The sequence below is a fragment of the Archangium sp. genome (assembly GCF_057119385.1).
Genome location: NZ_DBNGVP010000057.1, coordinates 47,452 through 66,727, shown reverse-complemented (window position 1 = coordinate 66,727; position 19,276 = coordinate 47,452). Strand labels below are relative to the sequence as shown.

Annotated in this window: 11 protein-coding genes; 4 read left to right on the top strand and 7 right to left on the bottom strand. The window is 71.0% G+C overall.

Annotated elements, in window-relative coordinates:
* Positions 1-158: 158 nt before the first annotated feature.
* The 4 genes from AC16DP_RS12755 to AC16DP_RS12740 form a co-directional block, all read right to left on the bottom strand.
* Positions 159-587 carry a PH domain-containing protein gene (locus AC16DP_RS12755; protein WP_329731273.1) on the bottom strand — a complete coding sequence of 143 codons (429 nt, stop codon included), beginning with the start codon at positions 585-587 and terminating at the stop codon, positions 159-161.
* Positions 588-710: 123 nt separating this feature from the next.
* Complete coding sequence (locus AC16DP_RS12750) at positions 711-2,021, bottom strand: adenylosuccinate synthase (protein ID WP_329731274.1); 1,311 nt, start codon at positions 2,019-2,021, stop codon at positions 711-713.
* Between the two features lie 35 nt (positions 2,022-2,056).
* Positions 2,057-5,719: a UvrD-helicase domain-containing protein gene (locus tag AC16DP_RS12745; RefSeq protein WP_329731275.1), complete on the bottom strand. Its 3,663-nt coding sequence runs from the start codon at positions 5,717-5,719 to the stop codon at positions 2,057-2,059.
* The gene (locus AC16DP_RS12740) at positions 5,712-8,963 is read right to left on the bottom strand and encodes a PD-(D/E)XK nuclease family protein (RefSeq protein ID WP_329731276.1); all 3,252 of its coding nucleotides are present in this window, start codon (positions 8,961-8,963) and stop codon (positions 5,712-5,714) included. Before AC16DP_RS12740 ends, AC16DP_RS12745 begins: the two co-directional genes overlap by 8 nt.
* Positions 8,964-9,003: 40 nt before the next feature.
* On the opposite strand from AC16DP_RS12740, the gene AC16DP_RS12735 reads away from it, so the two are divergent.
* The 3 genes from AC16DP_RS12735 to AC16DP_RS12725 all read left to right on the top strand — a co-directional run bounded on the left by AC16DP_RS12735 (position 9,004) and on the right by AC16DP_RS12725 (position 10,985).
* Complete coding sequence (locus AC16DP_RS12735) at positions 9,004-9,918, top strand: phosphatase PAP2 family protein (RefSeq protein ID WP_483956711.1); 915 nt, start codon at positions 9,004-9,006, stop codon at positions 9,916-9,918.
* Positions 9,919-10,054: 136 nt separating this feature from the next.
* Positions 10,055-10,660 carry a tlde1 domain-containing protein gene (locus AC16DP_RS12730; RefSeq protein ID WP_329731278.1) on the top strand — a complete coding sequence of 202 codons (606 nt, stop codon included), beginning with the start codon at positions 10,055-10,057 and terminating at the stop codon, positions 10,658-10,660.
* A complete protein-coding gene (locus AC16DP_RS12725; protein WP_329731279.1) occupies positions 10,653-10,985 on the top strand; it encodes a hypothetical protein in 333 nt (110 codons plus the stop codon). The genes AC16DP_RS12730 and AC16DP_RS12725 overlap by 8 nt, the downstream gene beginning before the upstream one ends.
* 17 nt (positions 10,986-11,002) lie before the next feature.
* Here the strand turns inward: AC16DP_RS12725 and AC16DP_RS12720 are convergent, their stop codons facing one another.
* The 3 genes from AC16DP_RS12720 to AC16DP_RS12710 all read right to left on the bottom strand — a co-directional run bounded on the left by AC16DP_RS12720 (position 11,003) and on the right by AC16DP_RS12710 (position 16,191).
* Complete coding sequence (locus AC16DP_RS12720) at positions 11,003-11,911, bottom strand: metallophosphoesterase family protein (RefSeq protein WP_329731280.1); 909 nt, start codon at positions 11,909-11,911, stop codon at positions 11,003-11,005.
* Positions 11,912-12,035: 124 nt separating this feature from the next.
* A complete protein-coding gene (locus tag AC16DP_RS12715) occupies positions 12,036-15,002 on the bottom strand; it encodes a choice-of-anchor D domain-containing protein (protein ID WP_329731281.1) in 2,967 nt (988 codons plus the stop codon).
* Between the two features lie 292 nt (positions 15,003-15,294).
* Entirely contained in the window at positions 15,295-16,191 is an 897-nt protein-coding gene (locus AC16DP_RS12710; RefSeq protein ID WP_329731282.1) for a DMT family transporter, read from the bottom strand.
* A 183-nt stretch (positions 16,192-16,374) separates the two neighbouring features.
* On the opposite strand from AC16DP_RS12710, the gene uvrA reads away from it, so the two are divergent.
* The gene (uvrA, locus tag AC16DP_RS12705; protein ID WP_329731283.1) at positions 16,375-19,260 is read left to right on the top strand and encodes an excinuclease ABC subunit UvrA; all 2,886 of its coding nucleotides are present in this window, start codon (positions 16,375-16,377) and stop codon (positions 19,258-19,260) included.
* Positions 19,261-19,276 lie beyond the last annotated feature (16 nt).

The window sequence follows — 19,276 nt, the reverse complement described above, 5'->3', positions numbered from 1 at the left end:
GCCCCTTTGCCAACCTGACTTCCGCTCACCTGACAGATAGGGGCAACGAGCCAGATCGTGCCCCCTGGGTCTGCGCACGGCCCCTTCGCGGCTTCTCGCCAGGCCCTGGTGAATAATCCGGGCTAGGGGAAAATGGACCGGGCCTCATGGCCCCCAGGTCAGGCGCGCAGCGGCAGGAGCCCGGCCCGCTCGACGAGGAGCCGCGCCAGGCGGCGGTGGTCCGCGAAGAGGCTGGTGAAGTGCACCAGGCCCCGGCCGGCGCGCACGGCGTACACCGTCACCGGCCCGGGCAGCACGTCCACCTTGCGGATGTCCGCGAAGGAGAAGCGCCGCGTGCGCACCAGTCCCCGGTACGTGATGCCTCCCGCGTCCACGATGATTCGCGTGCGGCCGTAGTACGTCACCGACACCGCGAAGAAGAGGACGAAGAAGAGCGCCGAGAGGAACGTCTGGACCGGAACCCCCTCGAACCGCACCAGGTACAACAAGACGCCCAGCCAGAGCAGGGTCGCGGCGCCCATGATGGCCGCGAGCACTGCGTGTGGGCGGAACACCTGCCTGCCTGCCTTCGGATCGCCCCCGTTCATGTCGAAAAAGCTAAGGCGGGGGCCTGACATCCGCCACCCGCTCTCTCGCTTTCCTGCCGAGGGAGTCCGGGGCACGTCTTTCCGGGAACTCCGAGTGTCCGGAGTTCCTCAGACGCGGACGGCTCAGCTGCGGAAGGGGTTCTGCAGCAGCACCGTCTCGCCGCGGTCGGCACCCACGGAGATGCACACCACGGGCACGCCGGAGATCTCCTCCACGCGGCGCACGTAGCGCTTGGCGGCCTCGGGCAGCTCGTCGAAGGTGCGCACCCCGGCGAGCTTGTCGTCCCAGCCCGGCAGCGTCTCGTACAGAGGCTTCACGCGCGCCAGGTCCTCGTAGTCCCCGGGCAGCTCGGTGATGCGCTTGCCGTCCAGCTCGTAGGCGTTGCAGATCTGCAGCGTCTTGAGGCCGGAGAGCACGTCCAGCTTGGTGAGCGCCATGCCCCACAGCCCGTTGACGCGCACCGCGTAGCGCAGCACCACGCCGTCCAGCCAGCCGCACCGGCGAGGACGGCCCGTGGTGGCGCCGAACTCGTCACCCACCTTGCGCAGCCGGTCCCCCGTCTCGTCCGTGAGCTCCGTGGGGAAGGGGCCACCGCCCACGCGCGTGGTGTAGGCCTTGCTGATGCCCATCACCTTGTCGATGGTGGTGGGGCCCAGGCCCGAGCCCACCGCCGCGTTGCCCGCCACGCAGTTGGAGCTGGTGACGAACGGATAGGTGCCATGGTCCACGTCCAGCAGCGTGCCCTGGGCGCCCTCGAAGAGGATGCGCGCCCCACGCTGCACCTGGCCCGCCAGGTAGAGGGACACGTCCGTGACATGGGGCCGCAGCCGCTCACCCAGCGCGGAGAACTCGTCCTGGAACTTCTGCGCGTCCAGCTCGGGAGGCGTCTCGTTGGCGGCGCGGCACAGCTCGCGCAGCTCGTCGCGCACACCCGGGAGCCGCTCGTCGATGCGCTTGCGCAGCCGCTCGGCGTTGAGCAGGTCGCGCACGCGGATGCCGCGGCGCGCCACCTTGTCCTCATAGGCCGGGCCGATGCCACGCCCCGTGGTGCCGATGGCGCTCACGCCGCGGGCCTTCTCGCGGTACGTGTCCAGCAGCTTGTGCCACGGGAAGATGACGTGCGCGTTGTCCGAGATGAGGAAGTGCGAGTCGTCCTTGAGGAAACCGCGCTCCTTGAGGGCATCCAGTTCCTTCACCAGCACGGCGGGGTCCAACACCACCCCGTTGCCGATGACACAGGTCTTCCCCGCATGGAGGATGCCCGAGGGGATCAGGTGCAACACCGTCTTCTGGCCACCCACCACGAGGGTATGGCCCGCGTTGTTGCCGCCCTGGAAACGGACGACGACCTGGGCGTGCTCGGTGAGCAGGTCCACGACCTTGCCCTTACCCTCATCTCCCCACTGCGCTCCGATGACGACGACGTTCGGCATATTGCGGCCCGCTTACCACGCTTCCCCACGGGCCGTCATCGCCCTGAAGTGGGAAGTGATCCGGAATGGCAATGGCCGGCATAACCACAGGCCAGCGTCTGGCAGACCGACGGCTCCCTGCCCGGCCAGCGGCCCCGCACGTCCGCCTCCACCAGCCCCCGAGCCGCTTCCCGCAGGCGCTCGGTGATGACTTGCATGTCAACGGCGGGCGCCGGGAACTCGGGCTCCGGCACGTCCTCGCCCAGGAAGGCCACCCCCACTTCCACGGGCACGCCCTCGTGCACCAGCCGCCGCGAGGCCAGCAGCACGGCCGCCAGCGACTCGGCATGCGCCTCCACGCCCCGAGGCGACCGCTTGCCCGGTTTGAAGACGACCACCCGCGCCTCGCCCGCGGGCGTCTGCCACAGCAGGTCCACCTCGCCCTCGAGCGCCGCCGGAGCATCTCCCGGCAGGGACAGGACGAAGGGCAACGCGCGATGCACGCTCGACGCGGGAGCGGCGGCCAGCTTGCGAGCGAACGCCGTGCCCAGGAAGCGCTCCACCGTGGCCAGCGCCTCCTCCACGCCGTCCTCGCCCAGGTCCCAGCCCACCTCGCGCACGAGCGCCTCCAGCCGGCCCCGCCGCTCCGCGGGCGGAGTCGTGGCGAGCCGGAAGTCCACCCCGCGCAGCAGCGCCAGCACCCGGTCCGAGACAGCCAGCGCCGGTGCGCCCCAGGCATCCCGCTCGATGTACAGCGGTGACACGCGCGGCGGCGTCTCCCAGGGCGCTCCCTCCGCGCGCAGCCCGAGCTGGTGCACGTACCGGTAGCGGCGCGGACACACCACGAAGTCCTGCACGGCCTCGGTCCCCACCGCCGCCACCTCGGGCGTGGCAGGCGCGGGGACGTCGTGCACGCGCTGCAGGGCCGCCTCGACGCGAGCCTCCTGCTCCGACGGGTCCACGGCCTCCGGCTCGTCCACCTCCGGGGGCGCGGGCAACGTCTCCACGTCCAGGTCCTCGACGAGCCCGCGCAGCCGCGGGTCCTCGCCCAACCGCTCGTCGAGCAGGCACCACCACGAGTCGGACGCGCCGCGCTCCTCGCCGCCTGAGAGGATGAGCCTGTCCCGGGCTCGGGTGAGCGCGACATACAGCACGCGCCGGTACTCGGCCGTCTCGCGCCGCCGCAGCTCGTCCTTCACCTCGTCGTAGCGGGGGGAGCGGTACTTGTCGAGGCTGTCCGGCAACCACGGCCGCAAGCACAGGCCATGGGTCCGCTCGAAGAGCGCCCGTCCACTGGTGAAGCGGCGCAGACTGCCGAGCGCCGGCACCATCACCACCGGCCACTCCAGGCCCTTGGCGCGGTGGATGGTGAGCAGTTGCACCGCGCGAGGGTCTCCCGCTTCCAGCAGATCCGCCTGGGCCTCCGTGGGCTCCTCGTTGGCCAGCCGCTGCAGCTCCCGGGCGAAGGTGACGCAGCCACCCGTGCCGCGCTCGTCACGCCGGCCCGCCAGGGAGAGCAGCTTCTCCACGTTGGCGCTCGCCTGCTCCGCGTACGGCGTGCCCGCCAGCGACTCGCGGTAGCCCGTCACCTCCATCGCGGACAGCAGCAACGCGCGCACACCGAGCCGGTCCCGCTCGCGCCGCAGCGACGGTAGCGCCGTGAGGAAGCGCTCCAGCCGCGCCCGCTCGCCCTCGGGCAGCCCCTCCAAAGAGGAGGAGCCTCCGCGCTCCACGGCGGGCAACGACAGGCCCTCGGGCCCGGCGAGCCGGAAGAGCGAGGCGTCCGACAACCCCACCATCGGCGAGCGCAACACCGCCGCGAAGGCGAGCGCGTCATCGGGGTCCGCCAGCAGCGACAGCAGCGAGGCCAGGTCCAGCACCTCCTGCGCGCCGTAGAAGCCTCGTCCGCGCAACACCCGGTGCGGAATGCCGTGGCGGATGAGCGCCTGCCGGTACACCTCCAGGTGCGTGAAGGTCCGGAAGAGCATGGCCACGTCCCCGCCACGCACCGGACGCAGGCCTTCCTTGTCCTCGCGCTCCACGAGGGGCTCGGCCCCCGGCGCCAGCATCACCTTCAGCCGCTTCGCCACCGACTCCGCGTCCGCCGCGCGCAGCTCGCCCGTGGAGAGTTCCTCGTCGTCCAGCACGAGCCGCTCCACCACCGGCGCGGGCACCCGCTCCTCCCTCACCGCCGCGAGGTCGTCCTCCTTCGGGACGTACACCACCTCGTACGGGCGCGCGCCTCCCTCGCCTCCCACCAGCACGCCCGCGAAGGCGTGGTTGAAGAACTCGAGCAGCGGCGGCACCGAGCGCCGGTTGTGCTGGAGGAAGTCCCGCACGCCGCCCTCGGACTCGATCTTCTTCGCCAGCACCTCGAAGACGGACACGTCCGCGCCGCGGAACTCGTAGATGGACTGCTTGCGGTCTCCCACCGCGCACAGGAAGGCAGGCTCCAACGGGAGCGCGTCCACAAGGCTCTCGTCCGGGCGCACCGGGCGCGGGCCTCCGTCACGCTTCTCGGCCAGCAGCAGCACCAGCTCGAGCTGCAGGCGGTTGGTGTCCTGGAACTCGTCCACCATCAGCGCGCCCAGGCGCTCCTGCACCTGACGGCGGTAGTCCGGGATGTCTCGCAGCAGGTCGCGCGTCTTCACCAGCAGCGCGGTGAAGTCCAGGGCGTTGCGCCGGGCGAACTCCTCCTCGTGGCGTGCCTCCACCTGCGAGAGCAACGAGCGGAACGAGGCCTCGAAAGGCGCCGTGCGCCACCCGGCGTACGCATCCTCCAGCCGCATCACCGAGCCGTCGCTCTTCCCGAAGAAGGCCCAGTACAGCTCCTTCATCGAGTTGCCTGGCTCCTTCTTCAGCCGGCGCACGTCGCGTCCGTCCTCGAGGAAGGCCGCCTTGAGCGAGGGCAGCCGCTCGGGCTCGAAGCAGTTCTCCGGCGTGAGGCCCTCCAGCGTGGCCTCGAGCTTCTCGCGCAGCTCGCGCCACTCGCCCTTCTTGTCCAGCTCGCTCACCGTGGCGCACAGGCCCTTGCACCGCACGGCGAGCGCCTCGAAGCCGGCACGCATCTCGTCCGCGCTGGAGATGCGGACCTCGGCCGCGCGCAGGCCCTCCTCGCGCAGCTTGCCGTAGGTAGCGGACAGCGAGGACACCAGGCCCTCGGTGAAGTCCGAGCCCGAGAACGTCAGCTCCTGGCACAGCTCGCGCACGCCCGCTTCACCGGCCTCCAGCGCGTCCAGCACCACGCGCTCGCACACGTCCAGCACCAGCGTGCGGGCCTCCAGCTCGTCGAGCACCTCGAAGGACGCGTCCACCCCCGAGCCCGGCGGCGCACGGCGCAGCAGCTGGCCGCACAGCGAGTGGAAGGTGCCCACCGAGGCCGAGCCCAGCTCCTCGCGCATGGCGCGCCAGGCGTCCTTCGTGGGGAAGGGCTGACCCAGCCGCTCGAGCGAGGCGCGCAGCTCCGGCTCCAGCAGGGCCTTCGGCTCGGCCTGCACGAGCGCATCCAGGCGCGCCCGGACACGCGCGCGCATCTCCGCCGCGGCCTTGTCGGTGAACGTCACCATGCACAGCCGCGAGGGACGCAAGGGCTTGGCCCCCTCGCGCGCCCCGGCCAGCAGGTGCAGCGTCATCGTCACCAGGCTGTACGTCTTGCCCGCGCCGGCACCCGCCATCAGGGCGAGGTTCTTCTCCAGCGCCAGGTGGAAGGGCCTACTCATGGGCACCCTCCTCCTCCACCAGCCGCCGCTCGGTGATGCGGCACACGGCCCGGTAGCCGCAGCTCCCGCAGTCCTTCGGTCTCATGGCGAACTGCCCCGCCCTCACGGTGTTCACCAACGCCTCCACCGCGTTGGCCAGGTTGGGCTTCGCCTCCGCCGCCAGCCGCTCCCGCACCTGCGGCTCGGTGGACAGCAGCTCCTCCAGCTCGACGGCGTCCTTCTCCAGCACGTCGGACAGGTAGATGACGTCTCCCGTGCGCAGCGAGAACCACGCCGCGTTGCGCGTGTTGCGATGACCACTCGCCCGCGCCGCGTACAGGTACAGCGGCAGCTGGAAGTCCGAGTCCAGCAGCTTCTTCTTCAGCTCCGACTTCGACAGCTTGCCGGACTTGTAGTCGATGACGCCCACCTCGCCGCCCGACATGTCCAGCCGGTCGATGGTGCCCTCGAAGTGGATGACATCCTCGCCCACCCGCAGCGTCACCTCGTTCCACCCCTCCGCCGGGTTGCGCGGCCCGAAGCGCAGCTCGAAACCCGCGGGCTCGAAACGCTCGAAGGGCAGGCCCCGCCGCTCGTCCATGAGGATGCGGCGCACCATGTTCTTCGCCCGCTCGCGCGCCAGCCTCCACAGCGCCGGGTGGCCCACGTAGTGCCGCTGCTCGAATTGCGCCCGCACCTCGTCGAGCACCTCGTCCAGCAGCGTCTCCGGGAGCTCCTCCAGGCCCCGGCCCAGCAGCTCGCGCTCCTTGAGCCGCTTGAAGAACTCCTCCAGCACCCGGTGCCAGAAGACGCCCTGCCCCCGGCGATCGAACTCCTCGCCCGGCTGCTCCGGCTCGGGCACCTTGAGCCCGTAGGACAGGAACCCCTGGAAGCCGCAGTTGCCGAACCGGGCCAGCGCCGAGGCCGACAGCGGCCGGTCCTGGTCGAAACGGAACGCCTCGCGGACGGCCTCGGCCAGCGCCGGATCCTCCACCGCGCCCGTGTAGCGGCCCGCGCGCTTGCGCGTGTCTCCGAAGAAGTGCAGGCGCTCGATCTCCACCTGCACCATCTCCTTCGCCGAGACGAGCCACGGCGCGGCCTCGAAGTGCTGTTGGAGCACGTTCCGGGCGGGGTCCGGCGTGGAGACGCGCAGCCGCGGGAGCGCGAGCGACTCCAGTACCACGCGCTGGCGCAGCTCCGCCTCGGTGAGTACCTCGTCGAGCGGCGCGATGGCCGGCAGCGAGCGCGCCTCCCACGACATGCCCGTCAACCGCCGCACCTCCTCCAGGAAGGTGGAGGGCGCCTGCTCCTGGCCTCCCTGCCCCTCCACCGCGAAGGACAGGCTCACCGTCTCCCCGGCGGAGGCCAGCACGCTGGCGAACAGCAGCCGATCCTCGGTGAGGCGCCAGGGCGCGCGATCCTCGAACTCGCCGCCCGTGAGGCGGAAGATGTCCCGGCCCAGGTGCTTGTTGAGGGCGATGCGCTCGGCGTCCCCCAGCAGCGCATTGGGTGCATCACGGCCGGGGAAGCGGCCCTCGGCCATGCCGCCGATGAAGACATGCTCGAAGGTGCGCCCCTCCAGCTCGCGGACGTCCAGCACCTCCACGGCGCCCGTCGCGGGCCCGCGCGCGGGCAGGTGCACGTCGCGCATCATGTCCTGCAGCCAGCGGCCGAAGGTGCGCCGCTTCAGCCGGGGCCCTCCGCCCACCGCCGCGAGCGTCCGCTCCAGCTCCCGCACCCGCTGCGTGAGCGCCGCCCGCGCGGCATCGTCCCGGGCCCGGGCATCCAGCACGAGCGCACCCAGGCCGTCCTCCGAGGCGGCCTCCAGCGGCCCCTCCGAGTCCAGCAGCCCCAACCGCCGCACCACCTGCCACCACGCGGCGAGCAGCTCCGACACCCGCCCCTGCTCCGGAATGCGGCGGCAGGACTCCAGCAGGAAGAGGCACCGCTCGCGCAGCACCCGAGCCTCGTGGGCGCGCTGCTGCTCCTTCTTGCGCACCTGGTCCGGCAACGGCTCCAGCCGCTTCGCCAGGGACTCCAGGCGCAGGTCGTACGCGCCCTTGCCCCGCGTCGCGCCCAGCCGGTCATCCCGCACCGCCGCGAGCGTGAGGAGCGTCGCCGGAGCCGCGGGCGCGCCCCGGGAGAGCGCGGGCGCGTAACGGCTGGAGACCAGATCGGCCACGCGCTCGGCGGGGAAGCCGTCCTCCACCAGCAGCGGCAGGTCCAACGCCAGGCGCACCGGGCCGGCCAGCGCGAGCGGCTCGCCCCAGGGCAGGCGCACGGGGACGCCCAGCTCGCCGAGCGCGTCCGCCACCCAGCGGGCCTCGGAGCCCAGGTCGCGCCACGCCACGGCGATGCTGCCCGCAGGCACGCCCTCGGACACCTTGCGGCGCACGTCCCGGGCGATGAGCCGGGCCTCGTCCCGCGCCGAGCCCGCGCTCCACATCCGCAGGCCCTCCACCGCGTCCTTCAGCACGTCCTTCGCCGCGCGGGGCGAGAAGAGGTGGCGGCCGAGATCCACCATGGGGCGGGACTCGAAGGTGACGTCCGCCTTGAAGAGGTCCACGTGGGGCAGGGTCTCGCCCCGGTTCTCGAAGGCGCGGAAGAGCGCCGCCAGCGCCGCGTCCGCCACCGGCGAGCCACCCACCGGCGTCTCCACGCGCATCGTCACCCGGCGCGCGTCACAGACGGCCGCCAGGGCCATCAGCAGCTCCAGCCCCGAGGGCCGCACGTCGTAGATGCCGTGCAGCACGATGTGGCCCACGTCGTCCCAGGCCGCGGGCCAGGCCTGGCGCTCCAGGGCCTCGCGCGCCCCGCGCACCACGTCCTCGCGGTCCGCCAGGGCCAGCTCGGCCATCTTCTGCTCGTAGCCGTGGTGCAGCAACGCGAGCGTCCGGGCCCGGTTGCGCCGCTCGGGAGGGAGCACCTCCAGCGCGTCCTGCAGCTCGCGCGGGGAGAGCCGGCCGGCCTTCAGGTCCAGCAGCACCTCCAGCGCGGCGCGGGCGAAGGCGGGCTCGTGCACGTAGTCGCCGAAGGGGGTGTCGCTCAGGCCCTGGGCCAGCGAGGCCACCACGGTGCGCGCCACGACGGGCGAGCACGGACGGCGGCCCAGTTCCCGCGCGCCTCCGAGTGCATCGAGGAAGCCTTCCCAGGTCAGGAAGGCGTCCCCCCGCACGACTCCCGCATGGCCGCGGGCCGCGCGCAGGGCGGCCAGACGGCGACCATTGTCGGGGAAGACCTGGAGGGTACGGCGAGAATCGGTCATACGGGGCGGCGGAGTGTAGAACGGGGCGGAGGGCGTATTTATGCTCGCCGATATGCCAACCGCTCTTTGTTTTCTAGCGCTCGCCTCCCTGGCCGCCTCCTCCCCCCTCCCCTCCGAGGCCCTCCCCTCGGCGGCCCGGCAGGCCGCGGACGCCCCCACGGTCCAGGCGCTCGACTTCGACTGGACGCGTGATGGAGCCATCACCGCCGCCGCCGGGGTGCTGTGGATCGGCAGTGAGGCCCTCTTCAAGAAGGACCTCGCTCCGAAGACCTGCCGCTGGTGCGACCGCTCGGTGGATGGAACGGACACCCTCAACGGATTCGACCGGTGGGGCCGGAGCGTGGCCGCGGACACGTTCGAGGGCCGCGAGCGCTGGGACCTGTGGAGCAACATCGGAGGCTTCGGCGTGCTCCCGGTGGGCGTGCTCGGGGCGCAGTACCTGCTGTCCTCGGGGAGCGGCGCGCCGCTGAGGTACTACGCGCAGGACGCCACCATCATCATCGAGTCGGTGGCGGTGGCCGCGCTGGTGAACCAGGTGGTGAAGTTCTCGGTGGGCCGCGAGCGCCCCTTCGTCCACGTGCTGCCCGAGGACCAGAAGGGCAGCACCAGGCACCCCACCGACAACAACCTGTCCTTCTACAGCGGGCACACCAACATGGCCTTCGCGCTCGTCACGGCGGCGGGCACGGTGTCCGAGCTGCGCGGCTACAAGAACCGCTGGCTCATCTGGGCGGTGGGCCTGCCGGCGGCGGCGTCCATCGGGTTGCTGCGCATGGGCGCGGACCGGCACTACCTCACGGACGTGCTGGTGGGCGCGGCGGCGGGCACGATCTTCGGTGTGGGCATGCCCCTGCTGCTCCACGGCCGCGAGGAGGCGCCGGCGTCCCGAGCCACGAGCATGTCGATGAACGTGTCCGGTGGCCTCGGCGGTGTGATGTTCTCCGGGCAGTTCTGAGGCCGCCAGGGGTCAGGGGAGGCAGAACCCCGGTGCACCATTCAGCACTTGACGTGCCCGGCGGATGACACTGAGTTAGCCCCATCGCGGAGTACGGAGCCTGGAGGAGCACGGCATGTCCTGGACAGGGCAACACATGCACTTCTTTCGCAGCACCCCCATGGCCATGCAGCAGGCGAGGCAGTGGCTCGCCAGGGCGGCGCCTACCGTCCAGGTCTCCTTGATGAGCGACGAGCAGGTCATCCAACAACTCGCCCGCATCATGGCGCCCCAGGCCTCCGTGGAGCCCGCCACGCTCCACTTCAACGGCCACATGCTGCGCTGGAGGCAGGCCTTCCCCGACAAGATCTGCGCCACCAGTTGGCCGGCGGTCTCGGGAAGGAGCGGCTACCAGACCAGGGAGCACCAGGACAAGGCGGACAAGGGACCCATTCCCGAAGGCGAGTGGCTCGTCGCCCAGGGGCAGTACCAGCAGATGCCGGAGCGCAGCCTGCTCGACAAGCTGATCAACGAGTTGGGGCGCGGCGGCTGGCCGGGTGGAGAGAGCTCCTGGGGCAAGCACCGCATCTGGCTGAAACCCAAGTCCGGGACGAAGACCTACGGGCGCAGCGGGTTCTCCATTCATGGAGGCGACAGCGCGGGCTCCGCCGGGTGCATCGACCTGGTGGGCCAGATGCCCAACTTCGTCAAGATGTTCCGGGCCTATGGCAAGGACATGGACCTGACCGTGAAATATGAGTAGCCCACCGGCCTCGCGCTGGCTTCGTTGGCTCAACGGGCTGCTCCAGCTGCTCATCTTCCTGCTGCTCGCCCTCTGCGTGGCGACGCTGGCCTCCTACCTGCTGCATCCCGAGGAGTACCGCTTCGGCACGGAGGTGGGCGGCCTCCGCTACCGCTCGAGCCTCCACTATTCAGGACTCCTCCTGCTCGAAGCGCTGCTGCTCTGCTGCGGACTCGTGCTGACCTTCGTCACCCGGACGCCCATCCGCCGGATGTGGCTCGCGCTGGGCGTGGTGCTCCTGGACGGCGTCGTCTTCGTGGGCCTGCTCCATGGCGGGGGACACTGACGCTTCACCGGCGCGTGTCAGCAGCCCGTGCCCAGGGGCTCGGGCTCCACGGGCGCCGGCAGCACGCCCAGGCCCCACGGCTGCCCGGCCCGCCACGACACCTGGCCCGACACACCCCACCCGGCGCACGCCACCTCGCGGCCCTGGAACTCCATCCAGAACACCGACTCCTCGGGCCGCGCCGCCTGGTCCAGGCACGCCACGCGCGTCAGCGGCCTGGCCGCGTTGCCCCCGAGCGACACCGCGAAGGCCCGGTGCGAGTGCCCGCACAGCACCCACTTCGGGTGCACCGTCTCCACCAGCCGCCGGGTGATGGGATTGCCAATCCAGTACGAGGGCAGCGTCCGGCCCGGCGGCGGCACCTCGCGCTCCTGCGCCCGCTGCGGCAACCCTCTCGGCCACTCGTGCACCAGCAGCAGATCCATGTCCTTCAGCGCCGCCACCTTCTCCACCTCGGGCGCGCGGAAGTACCCGGCCTGCTTCGCCGTATCCAGCGAGCGCGGCCGCTTCAACGGCTGCCCGTAGAAGCGCGGCGCGTGGATGCCCGACAGGTAGCCCACCCGCAGCCCGTGCAGTTCCTTCAGGCCCGCCCGCCCCAGGTAGTGCACGTTGGGCGCGAGCTGGAAGCCCTCCGGCCCGTCGTGCAGCGCCTCGAAGTCCTCGTTGTTGCCGCCAATGAAGTACAGCGGCCGCGACATCTCCCGGATGCCGTCCGCGTACTCGGCGAACTCGGCGGGCATGGCGCGCTTGGCCGCCTTGCGGCGGTGATCATCCGCCTGCCGGAAGGCCTCCACGTCGCCCACGGCCAGCACCAGGCCCACCGGACGGCCCCGCGCCTCCGCCAGCGCGTCGAGCCACGAGTCCACGCGGCGGAAGCGGCCGTGGATGTCTCCCACTGCGGCGACCAGGAGGGATTCTGGAGCCATCGTACCCATCACCCTGCCCCGCCCCCCTCGTGCTGTCGAGTGGGATTACCGCGCAGTGTGTCAAAAAGGAAAAGGGGCGCCCCGCGAAGAGCGCCCCCCGCGCGAGCCTCTCGCACTCCCGGTGCTAGCAGCCCACCGGGTAGGTGATCTGCACGCTGGCCCCGGGCTGCGGTGCCTTGTCCACGTCGAAGATGACGGTGTTGCTGGCCGCGTCGTACGTCCACCCGCCCGTCACCACCCCACCGTCCACGCGCACCACGATGCGCGAGGTGTCCGCGGGCGTCTCGCTGAGCGGGAAGGAGCGGTTGGGACCGAAGGCGTTCTCCGAGATGCGCTCCAGCGACTCGGCCCAGTTGGGCGTGCAGATGCTCTCCACCACGCCGCCGGTGGCCTGGGCCAGCTGGATGTAGCGGCTGCCGGTGCTGCTGGCCCGCGGGCAGGTGGTCAGGTCCCCAGGCCCGGCGATGGCGGAGAAGAGGACCTTGGAGCGATCCCCCCCCTTGAGGCCCAGCAGGAACGTCTCGTAGGCGGACACCGGCTGCGGGGAGAAGTCCTCCTCGTCGGTGACGGCGATGATGGCCAGCTTGGCGTCCTCGCGCAGGAAGCCGGCGTTGCCGTCCAGCGTCTGCGGCGTGCGCGGGTCATCCATGTCGAAGACGAGCGGATCCGACAGGGCGCGGTACATGGCCTCCAGGCCCTGCTCGTTCCAGTGGCACACGCCCACGTTGGTGTTGCGGGCGAAGACGGCCTCGGCCCCGGGCGTGGAGGGCGTGATGATGCGGGGCGAGGAGTTGTCCACGGGGAAGAAGCGGCCATTCTCACCGCCCTCGGCGCCACCGGGGCACACCGCCCAGCCGCCCGAGGAGCGCTCCAGGCCCGTGGTGGTGACGGCGATGTGGTAGTCCACGCCCGCCTCGCCCGCGTGGGACAGGAAGGCCGAGAAGTTGGCGCCCAGGCTCTGCTGCTCGTCCATCATCGAGCCCGAGTTGTCCACCACGAAGAGCACGTCCACCTTGGCCTGCGCCTCCTGGACGAACTCGTCCGTCTGCTCGTTCTTCAGCACGCCCTTGCCCATCAGGCCCACCGTGTAGGGCGCGCCCGTGGCCAGGTCGAACCGCAGCGCGGCGGCGTCATCCCCGTCGCTCGACGGCTCGTACGTCACCTTCATGGCCACCCGGCTCTTGGGGGCGAGCACCGCCGGGAACGCGAGGCCGTGGGACACCTTGAAGTCCGAGGCATCACCCTCGGTGCGCAGGGCCCTGACGGTGGTGGGCCCCGGGCAGTCGTTGTAGACGATGAGCTCGCGCTCGCGCGGGCCGCAGGTGAGCCGCGTGATGCCGAAATCCAGGCTGGTGGGCTGCACCGAGAAGCACCCCTGCACGCCCTGGCCGTGCAGCGGCACCAGCAGATGGCCGGCGCTGGCGTGGTTCACCCAGCCCTCCGCCATGCCGGAGAACTCCCCTTCCGAGCCCGGCTTGAAGCGCACCAGCAGCCGCGCGCGCTGCCCCGGCATCAGCACCTGGTTGCCCAGCCGCTCCGCCCGGAAGGCGTCATCCGAGCCGCCCGCCACCTGCATCCCCTTGAGGAAGCACTCGGACGTGCCGGTGTTGCGCACCGTCGCGCCGAGCGTCACCTCGGAGCCCACCGGCACGCTGCCGAACTCCACCACCTCCGGCTCCAGCACGTACTCGCAGGGCGCGAACACCTTGCCCGTGCCCTTCACCTCCACCACCTCGGTGGAGATGCTGGCGCCGTTGCTGATCTTCACGGAGAGCTCCGCCGCGCCCTCCCCCAGGCCGGCGCGCGGCATGAAGGTGATGGGCACGGCGGCGGACTGGCCCGCGGCAATGGGCAGGCTGGAGGGCGCCGTCGCCAGCAGGAAGTAGCCGCCCTTCTTCGTGGTGAGCGCCACGTCGCTCAGCAGCACGTCCGTGCGGCAGCGGTTGATGACCTGCACGTCCCGGGTGGCGCTCATGCCCTCGGCCACCACGCCGAAGTCGAGCGGATCCGGCTGCAGCGCCACGCACGAGTTGCCCACCTCGCCCCGCAGCGACACCTTGGGCCCCGGCTTCGAGGTGCCCAGGGGCTTCACGTCCAGCTCCAGCCGCGCCTCGCGCACCGGGCCGGGGGCCGTGGGCGTGAAGGCCACGCGAATCTCCGCCACCGCGCCCGCGGCCAGCACCCCGGCGGCCACCGGGGGCGCGCTCACCACGCGGAAGGCATTGCCCGTGTTGTCCAGCAGCTTCACCCCGCCGTACGCCATGGCCTCGGTGCCCAGGTTGCGCACGATGACGCGCTCCTCGGCGGTGGCCCCCACCGGCACGCGGCCGAAGTCCACGCGCAGCGGCGTCACCTCCAGCAGCGTGGCGATGCCCGTGCCCGACAGGTTCACCACGACGGGCTCGCACATGGGGCACTCCACGCCCACGTGCACCTGCGCCGCGGCCGCGCCCAGCCGCTGCGGGCTGAAGGACAGCGGCACCCGGCGCTCCTCTCCCGGCCGCAGCAGGAAGGACCTGCCCGCCTCGCTCGAGCCGAACTGATCCGCGTCCGCGCCGTCGAAGGACACGCGCACCGGGCTCTCCACCCGCGTGGGGTTGCGCACCACCAGCTCGCGCATCTCCACCTGGCCCAGCTCCACGTTGCCGAAGTCCAGCGCGCGCGCCGGCACCTCCACGAGCGCCTTCACGCCCTGCCCGTCCAGGCCGAGCTTCGCCACGCCCTCCCGGCCCACGTTGTCGGCGTCGGTGAGCACCTCCAGCATGCCGGCCACCGCGCCTTCCACGTCCGCCGTGAAGCGCACCTCCACCTCGCGCTCTCCGCCGGCCTTCAGCTCGAAGGCGTCGAAGGGCGCCACCTCCACGTTGGGCAGGGTGGCCCGGGCGCCGTGCACCCTGAAGGGCGCGCGGCCCCGGTTGGACAGCCGGACCTTCATCGTCTTGGTCACGCCCACCGCCGAGAGCCCGAACTCCAGCTTCTCCGGTGACGCCCCCAACCCCGACGGAGCCCGATGCGACGACGGCCGATCGCAGCCCGCCCCCGCGAGGGCCATCAGGCACGCGGCCACGCACACCCAGCGCATTCCCAACATCGCAACCTCCCCGGACCGGCGAGCGCCTGCACCGCCCGCGCGATCACCAGCCACACCTTGGGTGAGGGCTCTTGCAACCCCGGGGCCCGCCGCACCGCGACACCCCTTCGTTACCCAACGCTGTGACAAGTCGAGGGACTACGGGGAAAACTATTGGACTCCAGTGGGCATCCCCCTGCCCCTGGGGCCCGGCCTCGCTGAAAAGATTTCCAGAGTGCTCGCCAGGTGACGGGAAAAAACCGGAAGGCGCGGGGGCGAGAAAGGGAAACGCGCACTCCCCCGGACTCCCCGCTCAGGGCGCGGGCCGCGCCTCCGGCAGGAGCAGGCGAGGGACCAGCCCCGTCCCCCACAGCACCCCCCCCATGCACACCAGGGAGCCCACCATGGCGAGCGGGCGGAGGGGCTCGCCCAGCAGCAGCGCGCCGAGCAGCCAGGAGAAGGCCGGGGTGAGCTGCGTGGTGATGCCTCCGGCCGCGGCCGTCACGTAGCCCATGGCGTAGGTGAAGATCATCTGCGCCACCACGGAGGACAGGCCCACGCCGAGCAGCGGCAGCACCATGTCCGATGTCACGGGCCGCCAGTCCTGCAGGGCGAAGGGCAGGCCGAAGAGCAGCCCGAAGAGACAGAAGGAGAGGAAGATGGAGGCGGCGTCGGTGTCCCCGCGCAGGGCGCGCAGGGCGATGACGGCCGCGCCACTGAGGAGCGCGGAGGCCACCCCGGCCCACGCGCCCACGCCCGAGGTGAGCGACAGGCCTCCCTCCACGGTGCTCCAGATGACGAGCCCCGCGCCACAGGTGGTGGCCAGCAGTCCGGTGGCCAGGTAGCCATTCACGCGCTCGCCGAGGATGAAGATGCCGAGGATGGCGGCGCAGATGGGCCAGCAGGCGTTGAGCAGCGTGGCGGGCCCCACCGCGAGCCGGTCGATGGCCACGAAGTAGCAGTAGACGGAGCCGCCGCCGAAGAGGCCGCGCAGGGCCCACAGCACGGGCCGTCCCATGCGTGGACGGGTGCCGGTGAGCGGGAAGTAGAAGGCGAGGAAGACGAGGCCGATGGCGAAGCGGGCGCACACCACCTGCCCCACCGAGAGCCGGCCCGCCACCGTGCGCGCGCAGAAGGCCATCACGGCGAACATGAGGCTGGAGATGACGAGCAGCGGCGAGCCGCGCAGACGCTCGGGGATGGAGGGCATGGGTGCGGCACCCTAACGCGGAAACGCCCGCGTCCCCAGCCCGCTCGCCCGCCCGCTCCCCGCCCGGGCGGAGGGGGGGATTCGCGTTGAAAATCCAGGCGTTCAGGACCATTCAACCCCCCGGCAACCCCGCGCGCCAGAATCCCCTACCTGCGCGCCCTTTCAGTGGTAGATCGCGCCCCCATGTCCGAGCCCGACGTCATCTCCATCCGCGGAGCCAAGGAGCACAACCTCAAGAACATCTCCCTGGAGATTCCGAAGAAGAAGCTGGTGGTGTTCACCGGCGTCTCCGGCTCGGGGAAGAGCTCGCTGGCGTTCGACACGCTCTACGCCGAGGGCCAGCGCCGCTACGTGGAGAGCCTCTCCGCGTACGCGCGGCAGTTCCTCGGGCAGATGGAGAAGCCCAAGTACGACACCATCCGCGGCCTGTCGCCCACCATCTCCATCGAGCAGAAGGCGGCCAGCAACAACCCGCGCTCCACGGTGGGCACCGTCACCGAGGTGCATGACTACCTGCGCGTGCTCTTCGCCTCCGTGGGCGTGCAGCACTGCCCCCAGTGCGGCAATCGCGTGGGCAAGCAGAGCGCCCAGCAGATCGTCGACACGCTGATGGAGTCCCCCGCGGGCACCAAGGTGATGGTGCTGGCGCCGGTGGTCACCAATCGCAAGGGCGAGCACAAGGACATCCTCACCGAGGCGCAGAAGCGCGGCTTCTCCCGCGCGCGCGTGGACGGCAAGGTGAAGGGCCTGGAGGAGCGCATCGAGCTGGACAAGAAGTCCAAGCACGACATCGCGCTCATCATCGACCGGCTGGTGCTCAAGCCGGAGGTGCGCACGCGGCTCACCGACGCGGTGGAGACGGCGCTGCGCGAGGGCAAGGGCATGCTCATCCTCACGGATGAGACGGGCAATCCGGCGAGCGATCGCATCATGAGCGAGCTCAACGCCTGCCACGCGTGCGGCCTGTCCTTCGGCGAGCTGAGCCCCTCCTCGTTCTCCTTCAACAACCCGCTGGGCATGTGCCCGGACTGCAACGGCCTGGGCACCAAGGCGGAGATGGATCCGGAGCGGATTGTTCCGGACCCCTCGCGCAGCCTGCGCGACGGCGCGGTGGAGCCGTGGGCCAGCGGCATGAACAAGGGCGAGGGCTGGACGGCGGACTTCGTGGAGAGCCTGGCCGGGAACTTCGACATCGACCTGGACACGCCGTACGGCAAGCTGCCGGCGAAGGCGAAGAAGATCTTGATGTACGGCGCCGAGGGCAAGCGCTTCACCGTGAAGTGGGGCGATGGCGGCCGCTACGAGATGGAGTGGGAGGGCCTGGTCAACAGGCTGATGCGCGGCTTCAAGACGACGACGTCCGAGGCGATGCGCACCTACTACCAGAAGTTCTTCAGCGACAAGCCGTGCCCCACGTGCGATGGCGCGCGCCTGAAGCCGGAGAGCCGGGCGGTGAAGGTGCACGGGCGCTCCATCGTGGAGCTGAGCCGGCAGACGATCGGCGACGCGCTGCGCTGGCTCCGGGACATGCAGCTCACCGAGACGGAGCGGAAGATCGCCACCGAGCTGCTCAAGGAGATCCGCAGCCGCCTGGGCTTCCTGGAGGACGTGGGGCTGGCGTACCTGACGTTGGACCGCACGGCGTCCACGCTGTCCGGCGGCGAGAGCCAGCGCATCCGCCTGGCGTCGCAGATGGGCAGCGAGCTCACGGGCGTCATCTACATCCTCGACGAGCCGTCCATCGGCCTGCACCAGCGGGACAACGGCAAGCTGCTGGCCACGCTCAAGCGGCTGCGCGACCTGGGCAACTCCGTCGTGGTGGTGGAGCACGACGAGGAGACGATGGAGGAGGCGGACTGGCTGGTGGACTTCGGGCCGGGCGCGGGCGAGCTGGGCGGCCAGGTGGTGGCCGAGGGCACGCCGGCGCAGGTGATGGCCAACGAGAAGAGCTCCACGGGCGCGTACCTGTCCGGCCGCAAGGAGATCGCCATCCCCGAGCAGCGCCGGGTGCCCGGCAAGGCGAAGGTGGTCATCCAGGGGGCGAAGGAGAACAACCTCAAGGACGTCACGGTGGAGATTCCGCTCGGGATGTTCGTGGCGGTGACGGGCGTGTCGGGCGCGGGCAAGTCCACGCTCATCAATGAGATCCTCTACCCCGCCGCGGCGCGCGCGCTGTACGAGAGCCGCGAGGTGCCCGGCAAGCACAAGGCGATCACGGGGCTGGAGCACCTGGACAAGGTCATCGACATCGACCAGCGGCCCATCGGACGGACGCCGCGCAGCAACCCGGCCACGTACACGAAGCTCTTCGACTCCATCCGCGACGTGTTCGCGATGACGCCGGAGGCGCGAGCCTTCGGGTACACGCCGGGACGGTTCTCCTTCAACATCAAGGGCGGACGCTGCGAGGCGTGCGAGGGCGATGGCGTGAAGCTGGTGGAGATGCACTTCCTGGCGGACGTGTACGTGCCGTGCGAGGTGTGCAACGGCAAGCGCTTCAACGAGGCCACGCTGCGGGTGCGGTACAAGGGGAAGAACATCGCCGAGGTGCTCGAGATGAGCGTGCGCGAGGCGATGCAGCACTTCGGCGCGCACAAGGACATCATGCGCGTGCTGCAGACGCTGGAGGACGTGGGCCTGGGCTACATCCGGCTGGGGCAGAGCTCGCCCACGCTGTCGGGTGGCGAGGCCCAGCGCATCAAGCTGGCGCGCGAGCTGGCGCGCGTGGCCACGGGCCGCACCCTGTACATCCTCGACGAGCCCACCACGGGCCTGCACTTCGAGGACATCCGCAAGCTGTTGCACGTGCTCAACCGGCTGGTGGAGGCGGGCAACACGGTGCTCGTCATCGAGCACAACCTGGACGTCATCAAGAGCGCGGACTGGCTCATCGACATGGGGCCCGAGGGCGGCGCGGGCGGCGGCCAGCTGCTGGCCACGGGCACGCCCGAGCAGGTGGCGGAGGTGAAGGAGAGCCACACCGGGCGCTACCTCAAGCACGTGCTGACGAAGTCCCGGAAGAATCGCGTGGGCCGCAAGCCTCCCGAGACGGCCGCTCCCGCGGCCTGACCGGACACACCGGGCG